Genomic DNA, 25,574 nt, shown 5'->3' on the forward strand with positions numbered 1-25,574 from the left:
TCACCCCCACCGCACTACTGAGAAAACCGCACTGTAGCCCTAAAGCTTCCCGCCCCCAAAATGCTTCTCCACCAACCCGACAGCCTTCTCCCGCTGCCGCACCGAAATCTCCTCCGCCCGTTCCTCCCAGCCGAACACACACGACGACACCACCCCGTCGAACCCGACATCGGCGAGCGCGGCGAAAACCTCGTCAAAATCGACCTCGCCCCGCCCGATCTCGGCATGCTGATGGACCCGGACAGTCGAACCCGGCGGATTCACGATGTACCGCAGCCCGTTCGACGCAGTGTGGTCCAGGGTGTCAGCAAGGTGCACGTAAGTGACCTTGTCCCCAGCGTCAGCGATGATCCCCGCCGCATCGTTGCCCTGATGGAACGTGTGCGGCGTGCAATAGAGGAACGAGATCCAATCCCGATTGAGCCCCCGCACCAACTGCACAGCGGCATGGCCGTCCTCGATGAAGTCGTCCGGATGCGGTTCCAGCACCAGCTTCACGCCCTCGCGCTCGAACACCGGGATCAGCTCGTCCATCGAGCGCAGGAACTGGCTCTCGGCGAACTCGGCGGCCTCCGGGCGGCCGTTGAACTCCGAGTTCATCGTGTCCACCCCCAGGTCGACCGCGATCTGGATCGCCCGCTTCCACGCGCGCACCGCGGCTTGGCGTTCCTCCTCCCCCGGGCCGGACCAGCGCAGCACGGGCAGCACCGACGCGATGCCCACCCCGGCGTCAGCGGCGCGCTTGCGCAGTTTCGCCACCGTGGCGTCGTCGGCGCGCGGGTGGCCGAAGAACGGGATGAAGTCGGCTTTCGGGGACAGTTCGAGCCACGAGTAGCCCAGGCGCGCCACCACGTCCGGCAGGTCGAGCACGGAATGGGTGGCGTAGAACATCTGCGGGTCGAGAGCGAGTTTCACGGTTTCCTCCGGAGAACAGGCGGGGCGGCCGGGAAAGTGCCCCGGCCGCCCCGCGCGTGGATCGGCTTCACAAGTCGCGAGCGGCGGCGTGCAGGTTTTTCGCCGCGAGCGCGAGCCCTTCGGTCTGCGAGTAGGCGGCGTCCTCGTGTTCGATGTTCACCGCGATCCCCGGATCGGCCTCCTGCAGCGCACGCAGGAACCCGGTCCAGTAGCCCGTGTCGTGCCCGAGGCCGACCGCGACGAACTTCCACGCCGGGTCCTGCGGCCACGCCGAGCACCAGTAGCCGATCCCGGTCGGGACCTTGCCTTCCTGCGCAGCGGGCACCCGGGTGAACGACGTGTCCAGCACGCCGCGGACGTCCGCCCCGGGGCAGAGCGTCACGTCCTTCGCCGCGGCGTGGAACACCAGCGGGCCCAGCCACCGGATGCAGGCGAGCACGTCCATGCCCTGCCACATCAGGTGCGACGGGTCCAGTTCCGCGCCGAGGTTCGTCGCGCCGGTCTCGTCGACCAACCGCTTGAGCGTCACCGGCGAGAACGCCAGGTTGTGCGGATGCATCTCGATCGCGACCCGGACGCCGTTTTCCCGGGCCAGCGCGTCGATCTCGTTCCAGAACTCCGCCGCGACGTCCCACTGGTAGTCCAGCACGTCCAGGTACACGCCGTCCCACGGGTTCACCACCCACGACGGGTATTTCGCGTCCGGGTCGGAGCCGGGAGTGCCGGACATGGTCACGACATTCCGCACGCCGAGCAGCCCGGCCAGCCGGATGCTGCGGCGCAGGTCCTCGGCGTGCTTCGGCCCGACTCCCGGAAGCGGGTTGAGCGGGTTCCCGTTGCAGTTCAACGCTGTCAGCTCGATGCCGCGCTCCGCGAACGCCGCCAGGTACTCGCGGCGCGCCGAGGCCGAGGACAGCAGCAGGTCGACCGGGCAGTGCGGGGCCGGGAGGAATCCGCCGCTGTTCACCTCCGCCGAGGTCAATCCGTTGGCCCGCAGCACGTCGAGCGCCTCGGCCAGGGTGTGGTCGTGCAGGCAAGCGGTGTAGGCGCCCAGCTTCACCGCGCGTCCCCGGCGTAGAAGGCGGGCCGGTCCTTCATCGTCACCCCGACCACCCGACCGGTGTGCAGGGCCTCCACCGTCGCGTCGGTGATCACCGTCGCGGCGTAACCGTCCCAAGAGGACGGTCCGGCCGGTTCGCGGCCGGCCGCGAGCGTGTCGATCCATTCCTGAAACTCGACGTCGAACGCCGCGGCGAACCGCTGCTTCCAGTCCTGGAGGACCGCCACCCGGCTCGACCCGGCGGTGCGCACGGCAGGACTCGCCGGATCGGGCAGCCGGACCAGCCCGGTCTCGCCCACCGTCTCGCACTGGATGTCGTAGCCGTACTGGCAGTTCACGAACACCTCGAGGTCGATCCGCACCCCGGCCGCGGTCTCGAACAGCATGATCTGCGGGTCCCGCAGGTGCGGGAACCGGTTCCCCGTCGACCGCGGCGTGAGCACCTGCGCGGACACGATCTCGTCGGACAGCAGCCAGCGCAGCACGTCGATCTCGTGCACGGCGGTGTCCTGCGCGGCCATCTCCGAGTGGTAGCTCTCCGGCACGGTCGCGTTGCGGTGCGCGCAGTGCACCATCAGCGGCGTGCCGATCTCGCCCGCGTCCAGCACGCGTTTCATCTCGCGGTACCCCGCGTCGTAGCGGCGCATGAACCCGACCTGCACGAGCCGGCGGCCGAAGGCCTGCTCGGCCTCCACGATCCGCAGGCAGTCCTCCGCCGTGGTGGCCAGCGGCTTCTCGCAGAACACCGGCTTCCCCGCGGCGATCGCCGCCAGGACGTGCTCCGCGTGCGTCGGCCCCCACGACGTGACCACCACAGCGTCCACATCGGACTGTCCGATCAGGTCAGCCCCGTCGGCGGCCGCCCGGGCGCCGACCGCCTCGGCGACCCGCGCGGCCCGCTCGGCGTCGAGGTCGGCCACCGCGACCACCTCGGCTCCGGCGACCACGTCGGTCAGCCGCCGGACGTGGTCCTGCCCGATCATCCCGGCCCCGATCACTCCCACGCGTACGGTCACGGCGGGTTCTCCCTTCACCTCTTCAGTATTCGGCTGTCTTCACAGCCAGGACAGGCACCTCCGCGCCGAGCAGCAGCCGCTGCGCGACGCTGCCGAGCACGAGCTTCCCCACCGGCGAACGCCGTTTCATCCCGATCACCAGCAGGTCGACCTCGCCGGCCCGCTCGGCCAGCAGGTCGAGCACGTGCTCGGCGACGTCCACGCCGGGGCGGCGGTCCAGCACCTCCGCCGCGTCCGGCGCGTCCAGCGGGGTCAGCCGCAGGTTCGCCACCAGCAGCTTCGTCCCGCGCAGCGCGGCTTCCTCGATCCCGCGAGCGAGCGCGAGATCCCCTTCCCGCGAGTCAGTGACCGCGGCGAGCACCGCCATCGTTCAGCCCTCCTTCGCGGCCAGCGCGGGCGCGCCGAACCGTTGGTGCAGCTCGGTTTCCAGTGCTTCCAGCGAGCGGCCGCGGGTCTCCGGGACGACTTTCGCCACGAAGGCGATCGCCGCCAGCCCGAGCAGCACGAACAGGAAGAACGTCATGGAGATGTGCAGCGCGTCGACCAGGATCGGGAACGTCAGGCCGATCGCGAAGTTCGTCAGCCACAGCACCAGGCTCGCGATCCCCATGCCGAGCCCGCGCAGCTTCAGCGGGAAGATCTCCGACAGCATCAGCCAGGTGACCGGCGAGATCGCGCCCTGCTGGAACGCCAGGAACGTGATGGTCAGCGCGAGCACCACGAACGCCCGGCCCTGCCCGGCGGGCAGCAGCAGGGAGAACAGCCCGATCAGCAGCAGCGCCGACGTCGTGCCGATCTGCCCGGCGATCAGCATCGGGCGGCGGTTCACCTTGCCCAGCAGGTAGATCCCGGCGAAGGTGGCCAGCACCGAGATCACCCCGTTGGCGATGTTCGCGGTCAGCGCGCTGTTCGCGGAGAACCCGGCGTCGGTGAGGATCTGCGTGCCGTAGTACATGATCGAGTTGACCCCGGTCACCTGCTGCACGACCCCGATCCCGATGCCGACGAGCACCAGCCGCCGGATCCACGGAGTGGCGAGGTCGCGCAGCCCGCCGGTCTGGGACTTCTTGTCCTCCAGCGCGAGCCGGCGCACCTCGTCGAGTTCGGCCGTCGCGCGCTGCTCCGAGCGCACCTGCTTCAGCACCGCCAGCGCGTCGGCGAACCGGTCCTTCGACACCAGCCAGCGCGGGCTTTCCGGCATCACCAGCATGCCGAACCACAGCACCACCGCGGGCAGGGTCGCGATCACCAGCATCCAGCGCCACACGCCGTTGCTCTCGCCGAACGCGTTGCCGATGAACGCGTTGAAGGTGAACGCGAGCAGCTGGCCGGACACGATCATCAGCTCGTTCTGGGTGACCAGCCTGCCGCGCCGTTCCGCTGGCGACACCTCGGCGAGATAGGTCGGCACCGTCACCGAAGCGCCGCCGACGGCCAGGCCCAGCACGAACCGGCTGAGCACCATCACGGCGGTGACCGGGGCGAGCGTGCAGCCCAGCGTGCCGATCAGGAAGATCGCGGCCAGCACCAGGATCGTGCGCCGCCGTCCCCGCCGGTCGGCCAGCCGCCCGCCGAGGATCGCGCCGAGCGCGGCTCCCAGCAGCAGCGAACTCGTGACCAGCCCTTCGGTGAACGGGGACAGGCCGAGGTCGGACTTCATGTACGGCAGCGCGCCGTTGATGACCCCGGTGTCGTAGCCGAACAGCAGGCCGCCGAACGTCGCGATGACGGTGACCAGCCGCAGCCGGCGGGAATGCGGGCCCTTCTCCTCAAGCGGTACGGCCGGTGGCGTCGTTGCCCGGACGTGACTCATGCGGTTGCTCCCGGTTCGGTGCGCCAGACCCCACTGGCGCGTGAGTTTCCCCGTGGTTCCCCGGATCGTGTTCAGCCCAGGCGCGGCCGGGCGGTGCCGGCCAGTCCCTGCGCGGCGAGATATTCGCGGGTGCGCACCGCGATCGGCAGCGGGACCTCGGCCGCGCACGGGTAGAGATCCTGTTCCACGATCACGAACAGCTCCGCGTCCAAAGCGGACAGTGCCTCGACGACGGACGCCGGGTCCGGCACTCCCGCGGGCGGCTCGACGCACACGCCTCGTTTCACCGCTTCGCCGAACGACAGCCCTTCGGCGGCCACCTGCGCGAGCACGTCCGGGTCCATCTGCTTGATGTGCACGTAGCCGATGCGTTCGGCGAACCGGCGGATCAGGTCGAGGTTGTCGCCGCCGCCGTAGGCGACGTGCCCGGTGTCCAGGCACAGGTTGGCGTACCGGGAATCGGTCTCGTTCAGGAACCGCTCGATCTCCGGCTGGGTCTGGATGTGGCTGTCCGCGTGCGGATGCAGGACCAGCCGCACGCCGTACTCGTCCAGCAGGATGCGGCCGAGTTCGTTCGCGCGCCCGCCGAGCGAGTTCCACTGCTCCGCGGTGAGCTGCGGTTCTTCGGTGTACGCGCCGGTCTTCTCGTCGCGGTACATCGGCGGGATGAACACGAGATGGTGCGCGCCCGCGGCGGCGGTCAGCTCCGCGACCCGGCGGGCCGTCGCGACCGTCTCGGCCCACTTTTCCGGGCGGTGCAACGCGCCGAACGCGGTGCCGCCGGAGACCTGCAGGCCCCGGGCGGCGGCCTCGTCGGCCAGTTGCCGCGGGTCGGTGGGCAGGTAGCCGTACGGGCCGAGTTCGAACCACCGGTACCCGGCGCTCGCGAGCTCGTCGAGGAAGCGGGTCCAAGGCACCTGCTGCTCGTCTTCGGGGAACCACACGCCCCACGAGTCGGGCGCCGACCCGAGGCACAGGTTCCCGGCGGTGATGCGGGACATCGTCGTCACTTGCGGTCCTCCCGGACGTCGGAGGGAATCTGTCTAGCGCGCTCTACTAGCGCGCTCTAGTGCGAAGAACTATGCTGGCTGTCACACCCGGGTGTCAAGGGCGGGCGGGAAAGCCTGGAAGAATCGCCGGGAACGCCGACGAGAGGAGCGCACGTGCCCGACCGAGTGCCGCCCGGCCCCGCGGACGGCGCGGAACCCGCGGGCAAGCCGCGGCGCCCGACGATGGTCGACGTCGCCGCCAAGGCCGGCGTCTCCCGCGCACTCGTCTCGCTCGTCTTCCGCGACCAGCCCGGCGCCAGCGAGGCCACCCGGCAGCGGGTGCTGCGCGCCGCCGACGAACTCGGCTACCACCCGGACAACGCGGCGCGGCTGCTCGCCCGGGGCCGCAGCCGCACGCTGGGCGTCGTGCTCACCGTGCACCAGCCGTTCGACGCGGACCTGGTCGAAGGCATCTACCCGGAAGCCGAACGCCTGGGCTACGACGTGCTGCTCTCGGCCAGCGCCCCCGGACGGGACGAAGCCAAGGCGGTGGAAGCCCTGCTGAGCCACCGCTGCGAGGCGGTGATCCTGCTGGGCCCCACGTCCCCGCAGGCCTATCTCGCCGAACTCGGCCGCCGCACGGTCGCGGTGTCAGTCAGCCGGCGTGTCCCCGGCGCACACCTGGACAGCGTCCACACCGCCGACACGGTCGGGGTCCGCCAGGCCATCGACTACCTGGCCGAACTGGGCCACCGCGAGATCGTCCACGTCGACGGCGGCAAGGGCCCGGGAGCCTCGGACCGCCGCCGCGCCTACCGCGGCGCGATGCGCAAGCACAAACTGCCCGCCCGCGTCCTGCCCGGCGAGTACACCGAAGACGCCGGAATGGCCGCGGCCCGGCAGCTTCTGGACGAAGACCGCCTGCCCACCGCGATCCTGGCCGGCAACGACCGCTGCGCCGCGGGCCTGCTGCACGCCTTCGCCCGCGCCGGGCTCGACGTGCCCAAAGACCTGTCGGTGGTCGGATACGACGACAGCCACCTGTCGCACCTTTCGCACTTCGATCTGACCACCGTCCGCCAGGACGCGAACCGGATCGCCGAACAGGCCGTCCGTCAGGCGGTCGCCCGGCTCGAGGACGAAACCGTCGCGCCGGCCGAGACAGTCCTCGACCCGAAACTGGTCGTCCGCGGCACCACCGGGCCGCCGCCGCTGACGATGGCTCACTGAGGCCGATCGGACAACTCGCGCGCAGTCTCCGCCGCGGCCTCCGCGAAGTTCTTCGCGGCTTGCGGCGCGTCCGCGGACCAGGCGACCGCGACCGTGCACTCCGGAAGGTCCGAGATCGGCACGAACCGCACTCCCGGACGCGCGTAGAACTGGCTCGCCGAAGCGGGCACGATCGACAAGCCCCGCCCCAACGCGACGGCCTGAAGCTCCGCTTCGAACGTGGCGGCTTCGCAGGCCACCACAGGGGATTCGCCGCGCAGGCCGGTCAGGATCCAGGAATCCCGCCACTGCCCGTCGCCGGGAGCGGCGACGATCGGCTCGCTCAGCAGGCGGGCCACGCCGACCTCCGGCTGTCCGGCGATCGAGTGTCCTTCCGGGACGCACGCGACGCATTTTTCGCGGCGCAGGATTCGCTCGCGCAGGTCGGGCAAATCCAGCGGCGGCCGGACGATCGCGACGTCGGTTTCGCCGGTGTCGAGCCCGCACCGGGGCGCGGAGAAGTCGTACTCCACCAGTTCGACGTCCAGGTCCGGATACCGGCCCGCGAACGCCCGCATGATCGCCGGGACCAGGTCGACGACCGCGCCGATCAGGTACCCGACGCGCAGCGTGCCGACCTCGCCGACCGCCATCCGGCGCGCCAGGACGGCCGCCTGGTCGAACCGGGCCAGCACCGCCCGTGCCTCGGCGAGGAACGTCTCCCCCGCCGAGGTGAGCGCGGTCGCGCGGGTCGTGCGCGCGAACAGGCGGAAGCCCAGCTGCCCTTCGAGCTGGCGGATCGTGTAGCTCAGCGACGGCTGGGAGATCAGCAGCGCCTCGGCGGCCCTCGTGAAGTTCGCCGCCTCGGCCACGGCGACGAACGCGCGCAGATGCCGCAACTCCACATTCATAGAGAGCATCTATGAAGTCTACTCAATTCCGTCTTTCCGCCGGGACGCCTCGCGTTCTTACGCTCGGGCGGACATCCACCGCGCTGCCAAGGAGAAACCGTGACGAGCACGCTGACGGACACACCCGACCTGCACCTCCTCGGGCGGGAGGCCCTCCTGCACGAGCCGGCCGGCGGCGACCCGGAGAAGCTGACCCTGGTCCGCGCCCAGGGCTCGCTGGTGTGGGACGACCGCGGCAACGAGTACCTCGACTGCACCGCGCAGGCCTGGTCGAACAACCTCGGCGCCGGCGACGAGCGCGTCATCGAGGCCGCGATCGCGCAGACTCGCGAGCTCACCCACGCCCGCCCCACTTTCCACACCCCGGCACTGCTCGAGCTGGCCGCGCTCATGGTGTCCATCGCCCCCGGCGACCTCAACCGGGTCGGGTTCACCCTGCACGGGTCGATGGCGGTGGAGATGGCGCTGAAACTCGCCCTGCGCAACCGCCCGGACGCCGAGCACGTCGCGGTGCTGCACGACGGGTACCACGGACGGTCGATCGCCACCATGGCAGCCAGCTGGCCGCATCCGGGCAACGCGTTCGCCCGGCTGCAGCCCCGGTTCCTGCGGCTGCCCCGGCCGGACCTGTTCCGCCCCCGGCTCGGCCGGACCGCCGAAGAGGACACCGAACTGACGCTCGCCGTCGTCCGCGACATCCTGGAGAAGGGCGCCGAAGGCCCGGTCGCCGCCCTGATCTACGAACCGATCCAGGGCAACGGCGGGCACAACGAGTTCTCCGCGAGCTGGCACCGGGGCATCCGCGAGCTCTGCGACGAATTCGGGATGCTGCTGATCGTCGACGAGGTGCAGACCGGATTCGGCCGGACCGGGCGGATGTGGGCGAGCGAGCACTACGGCCTCGACCCCGACATCCTCGTGTTCGGCAAGGGCGTCGGCGGCGGCTTCCCGCTCGCCGGGGTCCTCGCCAAGCACGAGCACGCGAAGTTCCTCGCCGGCGACGACCAGCTCACCTTCGGCCAGTTCCCCGTTTCGATCGCCGCCGGGCTCGCGACGGTCAAAGCGATCATCGAGGACGACCTGCCCGCCCGCGCGGCCGAGCACGGTGCCTATGCGACCGAGCGGCTGCGGGAGATGCAGACGCGCCACCCGCTGATCGGCGACGTCCGCTCCCCCGGCCTGATGGTGTCGATCGATTTGGTCCGCGACCGGGCGACCAAGGAACCGGCGCCCGCCGAAGCGCACGAGGTTTTCCTTCGGGCGCAACGCAAGGGAGTGATCTTCGGGGAGAGCCGCTACGCGAACCTGGGCAGCCTGATCAAGATCAAGCCGCCGCTCGACATCAGCCGGGAGCAGCTTTCGCACGCTCTCGACGTCCTGGACGACGTGCTCGGCGACGTCGAACGCGACTACGGGACCGGCGTCCGGTGAACGCGCCGGAGCACCCGGGCGCCACCCGGGCCCGCGCCGCACGGGTTTCCGACGACGACGATCTCGCCACGCTCGGCTACCAGCCGCAGCTCCGCCGGACCATGAGCTCGTTCACCGCGTTCGCGCTCGCGTTCTCGATGGTGTCGATCAACACCGGCATCATCACCCTGTTCACCGATCCCTACCAGTACCTCGGCGGTTCGGCGGTCTTCCTGTGGCTGCCGGTGCTGCTGCTGGTCCTCACCCTGGTCGCGGTGTACGCGCACCTGGCCGGGCGGATCCCCATCACCGGCTACGCCTACCAATGGTCGAGCCGGCTGGTCAGCCCGAACTTCGGCTGGTTCACCGGCTGGATCGCGCTGGTCTCGTTCCTCGCCGGGACCGCCGGGACGGCCGCCGCGGTCGGCACCGTGTTCGCGCCGGAGATCTGGACGGACCCGACGCCGCGCCAGGTGCAGGCGCTGTCCATCGGCTGCACCGTCGTGGTCGCCGGGCTGAACATCATCGGGGTCAAGGTCGCTACGCGGATCAACAACATCGGCGCGTCCATCGAACTGATCGGCACCGTCGTCCTCGGCATCGTGCTGGTCGCCGGGCTGCTCGTGTTCTTCGGGCACACCGAAGGCCCCCGGATCCTGACCGACACCCACCCGCTGAGCGGAGGCGCGGCGACCCTCACCGGCATCTCGCTGGCGGCCCTGCTCCCGGTCTACGTGCTCCTCGGCTGGGAAGGAGCCGCCGACCTCGCGGAGGAAACACTCGACCCGCGCCGCGCCGCCCCGCGCGCGATGTTCCGGGCCGTGCTCGTGTCCGGCGTCATCGGTTTCCTGATCTTCGCGCTCCTGGGCATGGCCCTGCCCGCCGACCCCGCGACTTTCTTCGCCAGCGCGGAAAACCCGGTGCTGCGCTTGCTCGCCGTGCATCTCGGGCCGTTCGCCCGGGCGATGATGATCGTGGTCGCCTTCGCCTCGATCTTCGCCTGCCTGATCGCCAACATGGCGGTCGCGACCCGGATGACCTTCGCGCTGTCCCGCGACAACATGCTGCCCGCGTCCCGCGGCCTGCAGAAGGTCGGCAGCCGCAGCCGCGCCCCGGTCCGGGCGATCGTCTTCGTCGCCGCGGTCGCGATCGGGCTCAACCTGCTCAACGGCGGCATCGTCGGCCAGATCTACGCCATGGTCGGCCTGACCTATTACCTGGTCTACGGCCTGACCCTGACCGCGACCGCCATCGCCGCCCGCCGAGGCCGCATCCCGGCCGCCCGGCCCGGCGTCTTCGACCTCGGCCGCTGGCTGAACCCCGTCGTCGTGCTCGGCCTGCTCTGGTGCGCCGCCGTGGTCGCTGCGCTGACGGTGCCGGAGGAGAACCGGCAGAACGCGGTCACTGCTGCGGTCGTGCTGGGGGTCGGGTTCCTGTGGTGGGTCGTGGTGCTGCGTCGTCGGCTGAACAACGGGACGGCGGGGCCGCCCAATCCAGAACACGCCACGCCGGAATCCCAGTGATCAGCCGAATCGCCCGCCAGACAACTGGCGGGCGATTCGCGTCAGCAGGCACCACCGGGAGACACCCGTCCGACCCGGCTGTGGTACATCACTGGGGTGGCTGGTCTAGGTGACTTGGAAAGCCGAATCATGGCGGCGCTGTGGGACTCGGACGTCCCCCAGACCGTCCGTGCGGTCCATTCGACGCTGCGGGCCGAGCGCGATCTCGCCTACACCACCGTCATGACCGTGCTCGACAACCTGCACACCAAAGGCTGGGTCGTCCGGGAACGCGACGGGCGCGCGTGGTCCTACCGTCCTGCCCGCGCACGGGAGGAGGCTGGCGCGCAGATGCTCCGCGATCTGCTCGACTCGCTGGGCGATCCGCGCGGGGTGCTGATGAGCTTCGCGCGCGACATGAACACCGAGGAATCGCAGTTCCTGCGCCAAGCCCTCGACGAGCCCCGGAAGCCGGAGCGCTCGTGACGCTCGCCGTCGCCTTCCTGCTCGCCTCTGTCGTCATCGCCGCCGGGGCGCCCCGCTACCTGCGGCCCGGCAGCACGCCGCGGGTCCATCCCGCCCTGTCGCTGTGCGCGTGGCTGGTCGCCGCCCTCTCGATGATCGCGACCGCCCTCTCGGCGGCCGTCATCCTGCTGAGCCCCGACCCGGCCGTCCCGGACGGAGCGCTCGGGCTCGCCACCGTCTGCTGGCGGGCGATCGGCCACTCCGCGTTCCCGTGGCTCCTGCTGACCCGCCTTCTCACCGGCCTCACCGTGCTGCTGCTCCTCGTCCGGCTCGGCAGCGTGCTGACCGCGGATCTGGTCAGCGGCAGCCGGAACCGCCGCGACCGCGCGAGGACCCTGCGCGCGGTGGCCCGGGTGTCCGGCGACGTCTGGTGGGTGCCCAGCGAACAGCCGCTCGCGTTCTCCATCGGCCGGTTCCGCCGCGGGATCGTCGTCGCCTCGACCGCGGTGGACCGCCTCGAGGACGACGTCGCCCAAGCCGTGCTCGCCCATGAACGAGCACATCTGCGCGGACGGCACCATCTCGCGGTCACCCTCGCCCATTCGATGGCCCGCGCACTGCCGTGGGTTCCGTTGTGCCGAGCCGCCCCGGCCGCGATTTCCGTGCTGTGCGAGCTTTCCGCGGATGCCGCGGCCGTCAACGCGTGCGGTCTTCCCGCCGTCACCGGTGCCCTGCACTCGATGGCACCCGCCCCTGCCCCACCCGGTGTCGTCGGTTTCGGCGCGCACGTACAAGCCAGGGTTTCGTGGCTGACCCGGCCCCGCTCGCCGATGCTGCGGCGCTCCGGGGCGATCTCCCGCGGCCTGGCCGGAACCACGGCGCTCTTGCCGCCGCTGGTGTCCGCCGCGATGGCGGTCGCGTCGCTCACGCTGCTCTGCCTGAGCCGCACCAGCTGACTTTTCCCGGCCCCGGCTGATCTCCGGTCATCGCTGTCTACTAGGTTCTTAGTAGTTAACTACTATCGACTTAGTAGAGGAGTCGGCGGCATGGCCCGGCGCAACGGCGGAGTTCCCACCCTCGTCCTCGCAGCGGCGCTGGCCGTCGCCGTGCTGGGACTCGTGGTCTTCGCGGTCATTTCCTCGAAGACCGACACGAACGCCTCGCCCGCCTCCACTGCCCCGCCGGCCAAGCCGTCCCTCGGCCCGCTCGGCGAACTCGCGCACCGCAAGCCCGGCGATCCGCTCGCGCTCGGCAAGCCGGACGCGCCGGTGTCCATGGTGATCTTCTCCGACTACCGGTGCCCGTTCTGCGCGAAGTTCAGCAAGGACACCGAACGCACGCTGGCCACACGGTACGTCGACACCGGCAAGCTGCGGATCGAGTGGCGCGACTTCCCCATCTTCGGCGACCAGTCGATGCAAGCCGCGATCGCGGGCCGCGCCGCGGCGCTGCAGGGGAAGTTCTGGGAGTTCAACCACGCCCTCTACGACGCCGCGCCCGAGAAGGGCCACCCGGACCTGCCGCCGGACCGGCTCCTGGAATTCGCCCGCACCGCCGGGGTCCCCGACCTGGCCCGCTTCCAGCAGGACTCCGCCTCCCCGCAGCTCGCCCAGGAGGTGCGCACGGACCTCGCCGAGGCGTCCGCGCTCGGGGTGTCCAGCACGCCCGCGTTCTCCGTCAACGGCTACCCGGTCCTCGGCGCCCAGCCGACCGAGCTGTTCGAGCAGCAGATCGACCGCGCTCTGGCCGGCGCGTCGTGACCGGCGTCAGCCTGCTCACCGCGTTCCTCGGCGGTCTCCTTTCTCTGGTCAGCCCGTGTGCCGCGCTGCTGCTGCCGTCGTTTTTCGCTTACGCGTTCGGCACGGTCGGCGCGCTGCTTTCGCGCACCGCCGCCTTTCTCGCGGGTCTCATGGTCGTGCTCGTGCCGCTGGGCGCCGGGGTGGCGGCGATCGGGGAACTGCTCACCCGCTACCGCGGCATCGCCACCACCGTGGGCGGCGCGTTGCTGGTGTTGCTCGGGCTGATGACGATCGTCGGCCTCGGATTCGGCAGCACCGCCGCCGGACGCTTCGCCGGGAAATGGCGAATCTCCAGCCTGGTCTCCGTTTTCGCGCTCGGCACGGTGTACGGCCTCGCTGGATTCTGCTCCGGCCCGTTGCTGGGCGGCATTCTGACCGTCGCCGCGCTCGGCGCGCACCCGGCCTACGGTGCCCTGCTGATGGCCGTCTACGCCGTCGGGATGGCAGCACCGCTGTTCGTGCTGGCCCTGTTGTGGGACCGCCTGCGCCTGTCTTCGCGACGCTGGCTGCGCGGCCGCGAGCTGCGGATCGGCCCGCTGCGCACCCAGTCGACGTCTCTGATCTCCGGCCTGCTGTTCATCGCCATCGGCGTGCTGTTCCTGGCCACCGACGGCACCGCAGCCGTCGGGGCCGCGGTCGGCGTCGACCAGCAATTCGAGGCGCAGCAGACGGTCCAGCGGGTTTTCGGCGCTATACCGGATACCGTGGTGGCGCTGGCCCTGGTCATCATTGTGCTGACGGCGATGCTGGTGCGCCGATCCCTGCGCCAGAAGCGCAACGACCCCGACGGCGCGTGACGGCGAACAGTCAGGAGAAGACCGGCACGACGTCGGAGATGAAGCGGGCGAGGGATTCCTTCTTCTCTTCGTGCGTCATGCTGTTGTCGGTCCAGTAGCTGAACTCGTCGATGCCCAGTGCTTCGTATTCCTTGAGGCGGGCGATGATCTCCTCCGGGGTGCCGATCATCGCGGTGCGGTGCAAGGAATCGAGCGAGAATTCGGGACGATCGGCGAACTTCGACTCCGGGCTCGGCTCGAGGAAACCGTTCTCCGGCACGGTCTTGTTGCCGAACCAGGCGTCGAAGGTGCGGTAGAACCGGGAAATCGCCGCGGCCGCCGGACGCCAGCCGTCGGGGTCGTCGGGCGAGTGCGCGTAGGTGTGGCGCAGCACCATGATCTCCGGCTGCGGGACCTCGGGGTGGTTGCCGACCGCGGTGTCGAACTTCTCCTTGAGGGCGGCCACTTCCTCGTCGCCCTTCATCAATGGCGTCACCATGACGTTGCAGCCCTGCTCGACCGCGAAGTCGTGCGACGCCGGGTCCCGCGCGGCGACCCACATCGGCGGCGTCGGCTGCTGGACCGGCTTGGGGACGCTGGTCGCGGTCGGGAACTGCCAGATCTCGCCGTCGTGGGCGTAGTCGCCCTGCCAGAGCGCGCGGACCGCGGGCACCAGTTCCCGCAGGTGCTTGCCGCCGTCGGTGGCCTTCAGGCCGGGGGCGAGCCGGTCGAATTCGATCTGGTAGGCGCCGCGGGCGACGCCGACTTCCATGCGGCCGTTGCTGATCACGTCCAGCAGCGCGGTTTCGCCCGCGGCGCGGATCGGGTTCCAGAACGGGGCGATGATGGTGCCCGCGCCGAGCCGGATGGTGCTGGTCTTGGCGGCGAGGTAGGCGAGGACGGGCATCGGGCTGGGCGCGATCGTGTACTCCATCGCGTGGTGCTCGCCGACCCACACGGTGCCGAACCCGCCGGCCTCGGCCATGAGCGCCAGTTCGGCCAGGTTCTCGAACTGCTCGCGGTGGGTGGTCTGCTCGTCCCAGCGTTCCATGTGGACGAAGAGGGAGAACCTCATTGAAACTCCTTCGGTCGGCCGTCGTGCATCTCGGCGATGGTCTGGTTCCCGGTGGCCCAATGGGTCCGGGGGATTTCGCGGACGAGGACGCGGATGTGCTCGGGCCGGGCGCCGACGGTGCTGAGCACCGCCTCGTGCACGGCCGAGATCAGGTCGCGGATCTGCTGTTCGCTCCGGCCCTCGGCGAGGCTGATGTCGATGTTCGGCACGATCAGCCCCGCATCACGAACGGATCGGGCACCGGGCCTTCGTCGGTGTTGATCCAGACGCTCTTGAGGCGGGTGTATTCCTTGATGGTCTCGGTGCCGTGCTCGACGCCGACGCCGCTGGCCTTGAAGCCCTGCCGGGGCGACATCGGCGACATGGCGCGGTAGGTGTTCACCCACACCGTGCCGGCGTCCAGCCGCGCCGCCATCCGGTGCGCGCGGGCGAGATTCGTCGTCCACACGCCCGCGGCGAGCCCGTAGTCGGTGTCGTTCGCCAGCGCCACGACCTCGTCCTCGGTGTCGAACGGCATAATCGCGGCGACCGGGCCGAAGATCTCCTCGCGCACGGCGCGCATTCCATTGTGGACATCCACGAGCACAGTGGGTTCGTAGAAGCAGCCGCCAAGCCCGCCGTCGGTGGCGCGGCCGCCGGTCAGCACCCGGGCGCCCTCACTGCGCGCGAGGTCCACATAGGACGCGACCTTGTCGCGCTGGTCCGGGAACGCGAGCGGGCCCAGTTCGGTGTCGTCGGCGAGCGGGTCGCCGATGCGGATGCTGCGGGCTCGTTCGCTGACGCGTTCGAGCAGTTCGTCGTACACGGCGCGGTGGGCGAACACCCGGCTGCCCGCGATGCAGGTCTGCCCGGCGGCGGCGAAAATCCCCGCCACCACGCCGGTCGCCGCGTTCGCGACGTCCGCGTCCTCGAAGACGATGTTCGGCGACTTCCCGCCGAGTTCGAGTGTCGAGCCGATGAACCGGCCCGCGGCCGCGGCGGCGATCCGCGACCCGGTGGCGGTGCTGCCGGTGAACGAGATCTTGGCGAGCCCGGGGTGGTCCACCAGCGGTTGTCCCGCCTCGCCGCCGAACCCGGTCACGACGTTGACCGCTCCGGGCGGGAAGCCCGCCTCGACCGCGAGTTCGGCGAGGCGCAGCACCGTCGCGGACGTGTGCTCGGACGGCTTGATCACGACCGTGTTGCCCGCGCACAGGGCCGGTGCGAGTTTGCTGCCGGTCAGGGTGAGCGGGGAGTTCCACGGCGTGATGGCGCCGACGACGCCCAGCGGCTCGCGGACGGTGTAGTTGAGGACCCGCCGGTCGGACGTCGGGATCACGTCGCCCTGGATCTTGTCCGCGAGCCCGGCGTAGTAGTGGTAGTACTCGGGCAGAGTAGCGAGCTGGCCGCGCATTTCGCGCAGCAGTTTCCCGTTGTCGAGGCTTTCCGAACGGGCGAGTTCTTCGGCGTTCTCGGCGATCAGGTCGCCGAGGCGGCGCAGCAGATGACCGCGCCGGGTCTGGCTCAGCTCCTGCCATTGCGAGTCGTCGAACGCCTTGCGGGCGGCTTCCACCGCGGCGGCGATGTCGCGGTGGTTGCCGCGCGCCGCCTCGTAGAGGACCTCGCCGGTGGCCGGGTTGGCGCTCGGGAAATACTCGCCCGAATCCGGCGGCGTCGGCTTGCCGCCGATGAAGTGGTACAGCCGTCGAGGCTCAGACATGGGAGCACCTTCCGATGAATGCGGTCAAACAGGTGACGAGTTCGCGGGGATTCTGGACGGGAAGCATGTGCCGGGCGCCCGGGATCACCTCCGCCGTGCAGTCCGGGACGGCCTCGGCGAGCCGGCGGGTCATCTCCGGCGTGGAGCCCGGGTCCAGTTCGCCGGTGACCGCGAGCGCCGGAGCCCGGATCTCCCCGAGCCGCGGCCCGATCTCCGCGTCGGCCGTCGCGAACACGCGGTAGCAGCGGGCGAAACTGGCCGGATCATTGGCTTCCAGCGTGGCTTCGGTGGCACGGATCCGGTCCGCGGACACGTCCGTCCCGTCGAACCACCGGTGCAACGAGGCGGCCGTGCTCGCTCGCGGGTCGGCCTCCGCCGTGGCCAAGCGTTTCAGCACCGCCGCCCGTTCGGCCTCGGTGCGACGGCAGACCGAACTGACCGAGGTCAGCGTCGCCACGAGCTCCGGGCGGTGCACCGCCAGATGCTGCGCCACGAGCGCGCCGAGCGAGAATCCCACCACGTGCGCGCCGGGCGGGATTTCTCCGGCGACGCCGGCCGCGAGATCGCCCAGCGTCGTGCCCTCGGGTACCGGCGGACGCGAACCGTGGCCGGGCAGATCGGGCGCGACGATCCGGAACCGGCCGCCGAGCAGTGCGGTCACCGGCTCCCACACGGTGCGGTCGAGGCCCACCCCGTGCAGGAGAACCAGCGTCTGCGCGGTCATCGGCGGCTACTGCTCGGTGGTGAGCGGAGCGAGCCGCTGCTGGGGGCGTCCCTGCGCGGCGGCGGCGAGCGCCACGACGATCTCGCCGGCGTGCGGCGCGTCGGCGATGCGGACCTCGACCGTCTGGTGGTGCGAGCGGATCGTGGCGTCGGTGATGTGCTTGAGCGGGATGTCGAAGACGATCCCCGCCGGCGCGCGCTTCTCGACGGCGGGCAGCAGCGTGGTGGCGTTGGCCGCCTTGCGGAAGTGGTCGCCGAACTTCAAGGTGTGGATGAGCGCCGAGCCGTGCTCGATCTCGCCCTCCAGCCCGACGATGGCGGCCTTGCCGTACGCCTCCGCGGGCCCGCCGAGCGCCTCCATCACCCGGGGGGCGAGCAGGGCGCCGACGTCCGAGGCCGTCGCCTCGATCCCGGGAGCCAGGTCGTCGACGAAACCCTGTCCGTGCCAAGGGTTTTCGATGATCGCGGCGACCACGGCGACCCGCGCGGCCGGCTCCACCGGGCGGCCGCCCTCGGTCAGGGTCTCCTCGACGACGGTGACGATCTTGCGCAGCTTCATGACGGAACGCTCTCCAGTTTCTTCGAGGTGACAGCGGGATCGGTGGTGCGGTCCCCGATGCGGGGATGCGGGCGGGGGCCGGTGGAGGCCGCGGCGACGACGACGATCTCGCCGGGCCCGGGCGCGTCGGAAATCCGCGTGGCGACCGTCTGGTAGTGGCTCCGGGTCGCGGCGTGGGTCTTGTGCCACAACGGAACCACCAGCGTCGTCCCGGCCTCCGCGCGGGTGTCGGCGAAGCAGATGATCGATTCGCCCTCGAGGAACTCGCGCATCAGGTTGCCGAAGTACGGGGTGTGGATCAGCGCGCCGCCGTGCTCGATCTCGCCGGCGTTGCCGACCACCGCGGCCTTCCCGAACGCCTCGACGGCGTCCACCCCGCCCAGCGCGTCCAGCAGCCGGCCGGTCAGCACCCGGGCCAGGACCGGCGCGATCGACACGACCTCCGGCGACAGGTCCCGCGAAGGACTCGTGCCCAGCCACGGATTCCGCAGCACCGCGGCGACGCTCGCCTGCACGGCGGGCCGCGCGGGCGGCGCACCGGCCTCGGCGACCACCTCTTCGCGGTAGACCACGACCTTGCGCAGGCCGATCTCGTCAGCGCTCACTTCCTCTTGCATGCCACAGACCGTAAGTCGGGACGGGTCAGACGTCAAGGGATCGAGCCTGGACCGCACCGGTCTCACTCGCCAAAAGCCCCAGTTCGACGCAGATCGGAAGTGCATAACAGCAGATCAAGTGCGGTTTCTCGGCTTGGCCGCCAGCCGAGCTGCCGCGTCCTCCCCCGCGCTGGCGGCCGCAACCCATTGACATGCAAGCGTGGCCGCGCCTACCTTCTCTTGCATGCCAGGGAAGCGGCCCCCGCCGCAGTACCGGCCGATCCGGACGCCCCGTCGTCCGCCTTTGTCTCCCGCGCTTCGATCCCCCTGCGAAAGGTGATCCGATGCCCAGCAACGACGCTGCATCCCCGGTACCGGCCGGGGAAGCACCGGACCTGCACTACCGCGACCGGATCGCGGTGGTCGAACCGTACGGAGTGGACGCGATCCCCGACTCCGAACGGCACGGCAAGCCGGTCTCGCAGTTCTTCATCTGGTTCGCGGCCGGCATGAACTTCCCGATCATGGTGCTCGGGTTCGTCGCGTCCGGCTTCGGGCTGTCGCTCACGTCCGCGGTCACCGCGATCATCGGCGGTTCGCTGCTCGGCGCGGTGCTGATGGGCGTCTTCTCCCGGATGGGCGGGCGCCTGGGCGTCGCCCAGCAGATCCAGGCCCGCGGGCCGCTCGGGTTCTTCGGGAACTTCATCCCGGTCGCCTACGTGAACGTCTTCGCCGGCATCGGCTGGGCCGCGGTCACCGTCATCCTCGGCGGGCAGGCGCTCAAGGCGCTCGCCCCGGGCATCCCCTACTGGCTGGGCACGCTCGTGCTGGTCGTGCTGCAGCTCGTCGTGGCCGTGTTCGGCTACAACATGATCCACTACCTCGAGCGGATCCTCGCGGTCGTGCTGCTCTTCGGCTTCGTGATGATCACCGTCGTCTCGGTCAGCCGCGGCTGGACCGGCAGCTTCCAGTCCAACCCGCACGCGTCCGGCTGGATCGGCGGCACCGGCGGCTGGATCACCTTCGCCGGCTACTTCCTGTCGTTCCTGATCGCCTGGTGGCCGTTCGCCTCCGACTACTCCCGCTACCTGCCCGACAGCAACCGCGTCAACCGCGCCACCGGCATCTGGACCTTCGCCGGCAACTTCCTGTCGCTGTCCTGGCTGGGCATCGCGGGCGCGCTGCTGGGCAACTCGGCCGCGTCCGGCGAAAGCCCCATCGAGGCGCTCGACCGGCTCACCGGCCCGTTCCACATCCCGGCGCTGCTGGTCATCCTGATCTCGTCGTTCTCGCAGAACTTCCTGAACGTCTACGGCGGCGCGATCTCGGTGCAGACGCTGCGGATCCCGATCAGCCGCCGCACCGCGGTCACCGCCATCTGCGCGGTCGCCTACGCCATCAGCCTGTGGGCGGACGAGGGTTTCGAGGCGAAGTTCAAGACCTTCCTGTTCCTCGGCGCGTACCTGATCGCCCCGTTCGGCGCGGTGCTGCTGCTCGACTACGCGCTCGGGCACCGGCGCGACCGGTCGCGCATCGCCGAACTCTACGACTCCCGCCGGATCCTCGAATGGGGCTTCGTCGCCTGGGTGGTCGGCGCGGCGGTCTCCGCGCTGTTCTGGAACCTGTCGTTCTACGTGGGCCCCATGGCGAAAGCCCATCCCGAGTGGGGCGACCTGTCGTACTTCGTCGGCTTCGGCGTCGCGGCGATCGTCTTCGTCCTGACCTACCGGCTGCCGCCGTTGTGGCACCGCGAGAAGCCGGTTTTCGACGACCCCGCCGTCAAGGCCGCCGAGGTCAAGAGCAAAGCCCGGGCGTCCTGACCGCCCCGCACCAAGAGAAGGGACACATCGTGATGGCCGACAACGACTCCCGGCGCGACCACATCCGCGCCGCCTGGGAGAGCGCCTGGGACCGCGGCGAGGTCGACGCGCTCGACGACCTGCTCAGCCCCGGCTACCGCCGGATCGAAAGCGGCGGCGCCGAACACGACCGCGACCAGTTCAAAGCCTCCATCGTCTCGACCCGCTCCGCGTTCCCGGACCTGACGACCGTCGTGGACGAGATCGTCGTCGAAGGCGACCGCGCGGCCATCCGCTGGCACAGCACCGGTTCGCACACCGAGTCGTTCCTCGGCGTTCCCGCGACCAACCGGTCCGTCGCGGTCAACGGCGCCACCTTCGCGCGGTTCAGCGACGACCGCATCGTCGAGGAGACCGTCACCTGGGACCCGCGCGCCCTGCTCACCGCGCTCGGCATCGTCGCCGTCGGACAGGACCGGTGACCGCCATGACTTCCACGATCCCGCCGAGGAACACCCCGATGACCTTCCCCGACCCCGACCTGATGAAGCAGGTCAACAGCCGGTTCGTCAGCGGCGTCACCGTCGTGACCGCGCTCGACGGCGACACCCCGCGCGGGCTCGCCGTCAACGCGTTCTCCAGCATCTCGCTCGACCCGCCGACGGTGATGGTCGCCGTCCAGCACACGTCCTCCACGCACGACTGCCTGTACCGGACCGGGCACCTGGCGATCAACATCCTGTCCGCCGGGCAGCTCGACGTCGTCAAGACGTTCGCGACGAAATCCGCCGACAAGTTCGCGGGCCTGGACTGGACGCCGGGCCCGCACGGCAGCCCGCTGCTGGAGGGCAGCGCCGCGCGGATGGAGGTCGAGATCCGCGAGCGGCTGCTGGCGAGCACGCACACGGTGTTCATCTGCCGGGTCGTCCACGCGGAGGCCGCCGACATCCCGTCGATGGTGTACAGCGCAGGTAGGTTCTTCGACGGAAGCGCCCTCGATCCGCTGGCCTAGACCGGCAGCGGAACGCGGGGCAGGCGAAGGGAGACAGGCACCATGGCTGGCGTCAACGGGACGAGCACCGGCTCCATCCAGGGCAGGCTGATCGCCGAGATCCGGCGGCGCATCATCGCCGGCGAGGTCTCGCCCGGGATGAGCCTGTCCGAACTCGCGCTCGCCGAGGAGTTCGGCGTCAGCCGCACCCCGGTCCGGGAAACCTTCAAGCAGTTGCAGACCGAAGGCCTGGTCGAGATCCGCCCGCGCGTCGGCACCTTCGTCACCGCACCGTCCCGCCGGGAAATCACGGAACTGTTCGAAATGAAGGAACTCCTCGAAGGAGCCGCGGCGCGCCTGCTCGCCCAGCGCGGCCAAGTGCCCGAGATCGACCAGCTGAAAGAGAACCTGCGCCAAGCCGACCTGGCCGTCGACGCCGACGACCGGGCGCGCTACGCACAGCTCGTCGAAGAATTCCACGACCTCATCATCGTCGGCGCGGACAACCGCAAACTCGAAGCGCACTACCGCACCCTGATGAACCAGCTCGCCTACTCGCGCCTGGTCACCACGTCGCTCAAACAACCGGGCCGGCCGCACCAGTCCGACCGCGAACACCACCACGTCCTCGAACTGATCCTGTCGAAAGACGGCGACAGCGCCGAACAGGTCATGCGAGAGCACGTCCGAGCCAGCCGCCGCGCCCTCCTCGCAGGCCTGCGCACCGGCGACGCCGCACCCTGACCACCGCAAGGAACCCCCGATGACCGACCTCTGCACCCTCCCGGCCCCAGCCGACATTGTTTATCTCGCCCTCGCCTCCGGCCGCCCCGCAGTGCTGCAGGATGACGACGGAGCCGTGCTCGTCCTGCCCGCGCAGTCCTCGACGCCCGAACTGCTGCACTTCGCCATCCGGTACTCCAGCGGCCTGCTGCACGCCGCCGCCCCGTCCGCCTGGCTGGACCGCCTGCGGATCCCTGACCAGCCCGTACTCGCCTCGGAAGACAGCGGAACGTCCTTCACCGTCGCCGTCGACGCGGTCGATACCGGAACCGGCATCTCCGCCCGCGACCGAGCCCGCACGATGCGAGTCCTCGCCGATCCGGGCACGGTGCCCGCCGATCTGATCCGTCCTGGGCACGTGCTGCCTGTGCGGTGCGCTTCGAGTGGCCGCCCGCGGGTGTGGGAACGAGCGGTCGAACTCGTTTCCGCGGCTGGGCATCATCCGGTCGCGATGGTGTGCCGGCTGGTCGACGATCGGGGCGAACTGCTGGATGACTTCGCGGCTGCTCAGTTCGCTGCTGAGCATGGGCTTCCGGTGGCGGCCTGGGGACCGATGCAGCACGGTCTTTGACGCGCGCGATTCTGGCGAGTCGGGTGTTTTTGCACCACGACTCCAGAAATCATTCCTTCAGGAAATGAACTCCGGCAGCTGCGGGCTCCCCGATTCGCGGACGAGACGCGGCCTGTCCACCCGTTCGTGTCCGTTGCGCCTCCACACCCGGGTTCTTACTATGTGAAGTTGATCAACCACCCGCGGTGTCCACAAAGGAATGAGGCTGGTCGTGCAGGTGCTTCGAAAGGCAGTCCTCGCGGCGTCCGCGACGGTGGCGTTGGCAGCCACGGCATCCGCCGGTCAGCCCGCGTCCGCCGCCCCGGCCAAAACCAGCTGCACGTTCGCGGATCGCTACATCAGCTACCCGAGCACCACCCACGCCACGGCGGTGAAGTGGGCCGTGCGGGTCGACTGGTGCTACGACGGCAAGACCGTCAGCAACATCCGCCACTACGACTACCTCAAGGAAGACGGCGGCGGTGTCGCCGACTACCAGGGCCTCATCCAGAACCAGCTCAGCTACCCCGGATCCGCGCACTACGAAGCGACATTGGTGAAACAGGCGAAGATCGCGCTCTGCGTCTTCAAAATCGGCTGCTACCGCACGTATTACCCCCTCGAACGATTCGTGCTCGGCAACAACGGCAGCTACCGGCTCGAACAACGGAAGTAGCCGCCGCCGCTTCGCAATTGCGGCCTGCAGCGCGTTTATCGCCCTTAAACTCACGGAAATGCCGTGGGGAGACTCCAGAGCCTCCCCACGGCACCCGAGGATCAGGACTGGGGCAGCGTCACCCCGTACCTCTTGGCCGACAGTGTCGCCGGGAAGAAGCACGACGTCTGCGTGTCTCCCCCGGAGAGAGTGCCGAGACCCTTGCTCCCGTCGTAGGCCGGGCCGCCGGAGTCGCCGTGGTCGGAGTGGGCGGTCGTGCAGAACTCGTGGTAGACCGTGTAGCCCTCGGCTTCGAAGGTGTAGTCGACCTTGGTGACCTTGCCCGACGTCACGCCGGAGGTGATCCCGGCGCGCTTCATCTCCTCGCCGACCGTCGCGTCGGCGAATTCGGTGATCTTGGTGCCGTCGTTGATCTCGCTCGGTCCTTCGCCCGAAGCGTTCTCCACGAGCATGTTGTCTTCGTCGGGGAACACCGCGTCGACGGTCTTGCCGTCGTTCCACGGACCGCCGCCGCCGAGTTTTTCGCAGTGGCCTGCGGAGAGGAGCAGCTTCTTGCCGTCCTTCTCCACGTTGAATCCGTTGGAGCAGGACGCTTGGCCGTTGCTGATCTTGTCGCCGCCCTTGATGAACAACGACATGGCACCGGGATGGTGTTCGACGCGGACCATGTCGCCGTGCTGGCGGGCGGTCTCGAGCAGCGCGTCCTTCTGTGCCTTCGGGGTGGCGTCGTAGACGTCGACGACGACCTGGTTGTGCGCGAGGTCGAGGCCCCAGCCTGCGCTGGGCACGCCGCCGGTCGCGTCCAGTTGCTGTTTCACCGTGCTGAGTTGGCTCAGGCTGTACTTCACCACCTGCGCGTTCAGGCCGGAAGCGCGCACCTTGGCCGCGTCGGCGTTGTTGAGCACAGTGACGACCGAGGCGCCGCTGTCGTCGAGGTAGTGCCCGCCGGTGGCGGAGCCGAGACTGCTCATGACCGCGGCCGGTGTCGCCGCTGCGGACGCGGCGGGCACGGTGGTCATGGCGAGGGCCAGCGTGCCGAACGAGCCGACGGCGAGGACGCTCAGCCTGAAACGTGTCGATCGCATGTGTTTCCTCCTGCGCGGAACGGGAGAGAAAGGACGTGCACCGCAGGGGAAGCCCGCCTCCGGGCTTCCGGATTCGGTGCCGGACTCGGCTAGCTGCGGAGGGATCTCCTCCCCCGGGCGTCGGGTGACCGGATCATGAGCCTCCAACCGTCTCGTTGTGGAAACGGAACGTGATCAACCTGAGGTTCGTGATTCTCGAACAGTTCCGGGCAATCGCGACACCGACGAAGGTAGGTTCACGTTTGGCGCAATGCGCGCGCCCGAACGGCGCAGCGGCGGGATGCGTCCGAGCCAGTTGGCGGACGAGTGTCCATTTGAGACGGTTACCGCGTATCGACACGCTTGGTCAACCAGGAAATCGCGCTCGCGCGACTGGAGCAATCAGCCTTACGCTGAACGGACCGAAGTCGCGGCCAGGCTGGGCATCAGCCCGACACCTGCGTGAAGCGCGGCGTCGGCAGCAACCCCGAGCCACCCTCCTCGGCGGGCCAGGGGCGGAGACGGTTCAGTCGATGGCGGCGAAGTCCATTTCCTTCGTCCGCACCGTGCCCGCCGAACGACCCGGCGCGCGGTGGTAGGTCCAATAGAGGTTCGTGTGCGCGATGACCTGATCCGGCGGCGGGGCGCCCCATTCGGAATGGTCCTCGGTCGTGTGCGCGTCGGCGACCAGAAGCGCGTCGTACCCCTTCACGATCGCCGTGTGCAGTGTGGCCCGGATGCACTCGTCGGTTTGCGCGCCGGCTACCACGAGCTTGCCCACCGACAGATCCGAGAGCACTTCTTCCAGTGCGGTGCCCTCGAACGAATCCGCGTAGTTCTTCTCCACCCGGCGCTCGCTCTCCGCAGGCGCGAGTTCGGGCACGATCTGCCACTCCTCGCTCCCCGACGCGAGCTGCTCGTCGGAATGCTGTACCCACACCACCGGCACCGCGTGTTCGCGGGCGTTGGCCACCAGTTCCGCCACGTTCGCGACGACCTCGTCCCGCGCGTGCGCGCCGGAAACGACCGCGTTCTGCACGTCGATCACCAGCAATGCCGTTTTCGGCCGGTTGTCCAGTGTGGTCATTTTCCCCTCCAGGCAAAGTCCCCCACGAGCCAGCAGCACCATAGCGCGCCTTTCGCGGCATTGCTACCGCGCGATCCAGCGCGGTTGTTCGATTCGGAATTCTTTTT

28 protein-coding genes are annotated in these 25,574 nt (G+C 69.7%); 13 read left to right on the top strand and 15 right to left on the bottom strand.

Annotation, left to right across the window (positions count from 1 at the left end):
* Positions 1–39: 39 nt before the first annotated feature.
* The 6 genes from PUT80_RS23565 to PUT80_RS23590 form a co-directional block, all read right to left on the bottom strand.
* Positions 40–915 (bottom strand): sugar phosphate isomerase/epimerase, encoded by an 876-nt coding sequence (locus tag PUT80_RS23565; protein WP_275293471.1) that lies wholly within the window; start codon positions 913–915, stop codon positions 40–42.
* Between the two features lie 67 nt (positions 916–982).
* On the bottom strand, positions 983–1,975 hold the full coding sequence (locus PUT80_RS23570) for a sugar phosphate isomerase/epimerase (RefSeq protein ID WP_275293472.1): 993 nt from the start codon (positions 1,973–1,975) through the stop codon (positions 983–985).
* Positions 1,972–2,991: a Gfo/Idh/MocA family oxidoreductase gene (locus PUT80_RS23575; protein WP_037814469.1), complete on the bottom strand. Its 1,020-nt coding sequence runs from the start codon at positions 2,989–2,991 to the stop codon at positions 1,972–1,974. Before PUT80_RS23575 ends, PUT80_RS23570 begins: the two co-directional genes overlap by 4 nt.
* 22 nt (positions 2,992–3,013) lie before the next feature.
* Positions 3,014–3,358, bottom strand: a complete 345-nt coding sequence (locus PUT80_RS23580; protein ID WP_275293473.1) for a universal stress protein — start codon at positions 3,356–3,358, stop codon at positions 3,014–3,016.
* Between the two features lie 3 nt (positions 3,359–3,361).
* Positions 3,362–4,804 carry a sugar porter family MFS transporter gene (locus tag PUT80_RS23585; RefSeq protein WP_275293474.1) on the bottom strand — a complete coding sequence of 481 codons (1,443 nt, stop codon included), beginning with the start codon at positions 4,802–4,804 and terminating at the stop codon, positions 3,362–3,364.
* 71 nt (positions 4,805–4,875) lie between these two features.
* Complete coding sequence (locus PUT80_RS23590; protein ID WP_275293495.1) at positions 4,876–5,805, bottom strand: TIM barrel protein; 930 nt, start codon at positions 5,803–5,805, stop codon at positions 4,876–4,878.
* Positions 5,806–5,967: 162 nt separating this feature from the next.
* On the opposite strand from PUT80_RS23590, the gene PUT80_RS23595 reads away from it, so the two are divergent.
* A complete protein-coding gene (locus PUT80_RS23595; RefSeq protein WP_308196552.1) occupies positions 5,968–7,023 on the top strand; it encodes a LacI family DNA-binding transcriptional regulator in 1,056 nt (351 codons plus the stop codon).
* Here PUT80_RS23595 and PUT80_RS23600 read toward each other — a convergent pair.
* Entirely contained in the window at positions 7,017–7,922 is a 906-nt protein-coding gene (locus tag PUT80_RS23600; protein ID WP_275293475.1) for a LysR substrate-binding domain-containing protein, read from the bottom strand. The two genes, PUT80_RS23595 and PUT80_RS23600, sit on opposite strands and share 7 nt — an antisense overlap.
* A gap of 90 nt (positions 7,923–8,012) precedes the next feature.
* Here PUT80_RS23600 and PUT80_RS23605 point away from each other — a divergent pair, with 90 nt between their 5' ends.
* The 6 genes from PUT80_RS23605 (at position 8,013) to PUT80_RS23630 (ending at position 13,886) form a co-directional block, all read left to right on the top strand.
* The gene (locus PUT80_RS23605) at positions 8,013–9,344 is read left to right on the top strand and encodes an aminotransferase class III-fold pyridoxal phosphate-dependent enzyme (protein ID WP_199817724.1); all 1,332 of its coding nucleotides are present in this window, start codon (positions 8,013–8,015) and stop codon (positions 9,342–9,344) included.
* On the top strand, positions 9,341–10,846 hold the full coding sequence (locus tag PUT80_RS23610) for an amino acid permease (protein ID WP_275293476.1): 1,506 nt from the start codon (positions 9,341–9,343) through the stop codon (positions 10,844–10,846). Before PUT80_RS23605 ends, PUT80_RS23610 begins: the two co-directional genes overlap by 4 nt.
* A 96-nt stretch (positions 10,847–10,942) precedes the next feature.
* Positions 10,943–11,311 carry a BlaI/MecI/CopY family transcriptional regulator gene (locus PUT80_RS23615; protein ID WP_037814578.1) on the top strand — a complete coding sequence of 123 codons (369 nt, stop codon included), beginning with the start codon at positions 10,943–10,945 and terminating at the stop codon, positions 11,309–11,311.
* The gene (locus PUT80_RS23620) at positions 11,308–12,246 is read left to right on the top strand and encodes a M56 family metallopeptidase (RefSeq protein WP_134731571.1); all 939 of its coding nucleotides are present in this window, start codon (positions 11,308–11,310) and stop codon (positions 12,244–12,246) included. Before PUT80_RS23615 ends, PUT80_RS23620 begins: the two co-directional genes overlap by 4 nt.
* A gap of 90 nt (positions 12,247–12,336) precedes the next feature.
* The gene (locus PUT80_RS23625; protein WP_134731569.1) at positions 12,337–13,050 is read left to right on the top strand and encodes a thioredoxin domain-containing protein; all 714 of its coding nucleotides are present in this window, start codon (positions 12,337–12,339) and stop codon (positions 13,048–13,050) included.
* A complete protein-coding gene (locus PUT80_RS23630; RefSeq protein ID WP_134731567.1) occupies positions 13,047–13,886 on the top strand; it encodes a cytochrome c biogenesis CcdA family protein in 840 nt (279 codons plus the stop codon). The genes PUT80_RS23625 and PUT80_RS23630 overlap by 4 nt, the downstream gene beginning before the upstream one ends.
* A 10-nt stretch (positions 13,887–13,896) precedes the next feature.
* Here PUT80_RS23630 and PUT80_RS23635 read toward each other — a convergent pair whose 3' ends face one another.
* The 6 genes from PUT80_RS23635 to PUT80_RS23660 are packed head-to-tail and all read right to left on the bottom strand — an operon-like array spanning position 13,897 to position 18,538.
* Positions 13,897–14,940, bottom strand: coding sequence for an LLM class flavin-dependent oxidoreductase (locus PUT80_RS23635; RefSeq protein ID WP_037814479.1), 1,044 nt, complete (start codon positions 14,938–14,940; stop codon positions 13,897–13,899).
* Positions 14,937–15,149 carry a tautomerase family protein gene (locus PUT80_RS23640; RefSeq protein ID WP_037814481.1) on the bottom strand — a complete coding sequence of 71 codons (213 nt, stop codon included), beginning with the start codon at positions 15,147–15,149 and terminating at the stop codon, positions 14,937–14,939. Before PUT80_RS23640 ends, PUT80_RS23635 begins: the two co-directional genes overlap by 4 nt.
* 2 nt (positions 15,150–15,151) lie before the next feature.
* A complete protein-coding gene (locus tag PUT80_RS23645; protein WP_037814482.1) occupies positions 15,152–16,639 on the bottom strand; it encodes an aldehyde dehydrogenase in 1,488 nt (495 codons plus the stop codon).
* Positions 16,632–17,363 carry an alpha/beta hydrolase gene (locus PUT80_RS23650; protein ID WP_275293477.1) on the bottom strand — a complete coding sequence of 244 codons (732 nt, stop codon included), beginning with the start codon at positions 17,361–17,363 and terminating at the stop codon, positions 16,632–16,634. The genes PUT80_RS23645 and PUT80_RS23650 overlap by 8 nt, the downstream gene beginning before the upstream one ends.
* A gap of 6 nt (positions 17,364–17,369) precedes the next feature.
* Positions 17,370–17,921: an amino acid synthesis family protein gene (locus tag PUT80_RS23655; protein WP_037814485.1), complete on the bottom strand. Its 552-nt coding sequence runs from the start codon at positions 17,919–17,921 to the stop codon at positions 17,370–17,372.
* Positions 17,918–18,538, bottom strand: a complete 621-nt coding sequence (locus tag PUT80_RS23660; protein WP_275293478.1) for an amino acid synthesis family protein — start codon at positions 18,536–18,538, stop codon at positions 17,918–17,920. The genes PUT80_RS23655 and PUT80_RS23660 overlap by 4 nt, the downstream gene beginning before the upstream one ends.
* Positions 18,539–18,861: 323 nt before the next feature.
* On the opposite strand from PUT80_RS23660, the gene PUT80_RS23665 reads away from it, so the two are divergent.
* From PUT80_RS23665 to PUT80_RS23690, 6 genes are all read left to right on the top strand, one after another.
* Entirely contained in the window at positions 18,862–20,337 is a 1,476-nt protein-coding gene (locus PUT80_RS23665) for a cytosine permease (RefSeq protein WP_275293479.1), read from the top strand.
* Between the two features lie 32 nt (positions 20,338–20,369).
* Entirely contained in the window at positions 20,370–20,798 is a 429-nt protein-coding gene (locus PUT80_RS23670; RefSeq protein WP_275293480.1) for an ester cyclase, read from the top strand.
* Between the two features lie 5 nt (positions 20,799–20,803).
* Positions 20,804–21,328 (top strand): flavin reductase family protein, encoded by a 525-nt coding sequence (locus PUT80_RS23675; RefSeq protein WP_275293481.1) that lies wholly within the window; start codon positions 20,804–20,806, stop codon positions 21,326–21,328.
* Between the two features lie 42 nt (positions 21,329–21,370).
* Entirely contained in the window at positions 21,371–22,051 is a 681-nt protein-coding gene (locus PUT80_RS23680) for a GntR family transcriptional regulator (RefSeq protein ID WP_037814493.1), read from the top strand.
* A gap of 19 nt (positions 22,052–22,070) precedes the next feature.
* Complete coding sequence (locus tag PUT80_RS23685; protein WP_134731563.1) at positions 22,071–22,661, top strand: 3,4-dihydroxy-2-butanone-4-phosphate synthase; 591 nt, start codon at positions 22,071–22,073, stop codon at positions 22,659–22,661.
* Positions 22,662–22,872: 211 nt separating this feature from the next.
* Entirely contained in the window at positions 22,873–23,316 is a 444-nt protein-coding gene (locus PUT80_RS23690) for a hypothetical protein (protein ID WP_134731561.1), read from the top strand.
* 101 nt (positions 23,317–23,417) lie between these two features.
* On the opposite strand, the gene PUT80_RS23695 is transcribed toward PUT80_RS23690, so the two are convergent.
* Positions 23,418–24,401 carry a S1 family peptidase gene (locus PUT80_RS23695; RefSeq protein ID WP_043827530.1) on the bottom strand — a complete coding sequence of 328 codons (984 nt, stop codon included), beginning with the start codon at positions 24,399–24,401 and terminating at the stop codon, positions 23,418–23,420.
* A 505-nt stretch (positions 24,402–24,906) separates the two neighbouring features.
* Entirely contained in the window at positions 24,907–25,467 is a 561-nt protein-coding gene (locus PUT80_RS23700; protein WP_037814504.1) for an isochorismatase family protein, read from the bottom strand.
* Positions 25,468–25,574: the final 107 nt, after the last annotated feature.

The sequence above is a fragment of the Amycolatopsis sp. La24 genome (assembly GCF_029087445.1).
Taxonomy (GTDB): domain Bacteria; phylum Actinomycetota; class Actinomycetes; order Mycobacteriales; family Pseudonocardiaceae; genus Amycolatopsis; species Amycolatopsis nivea.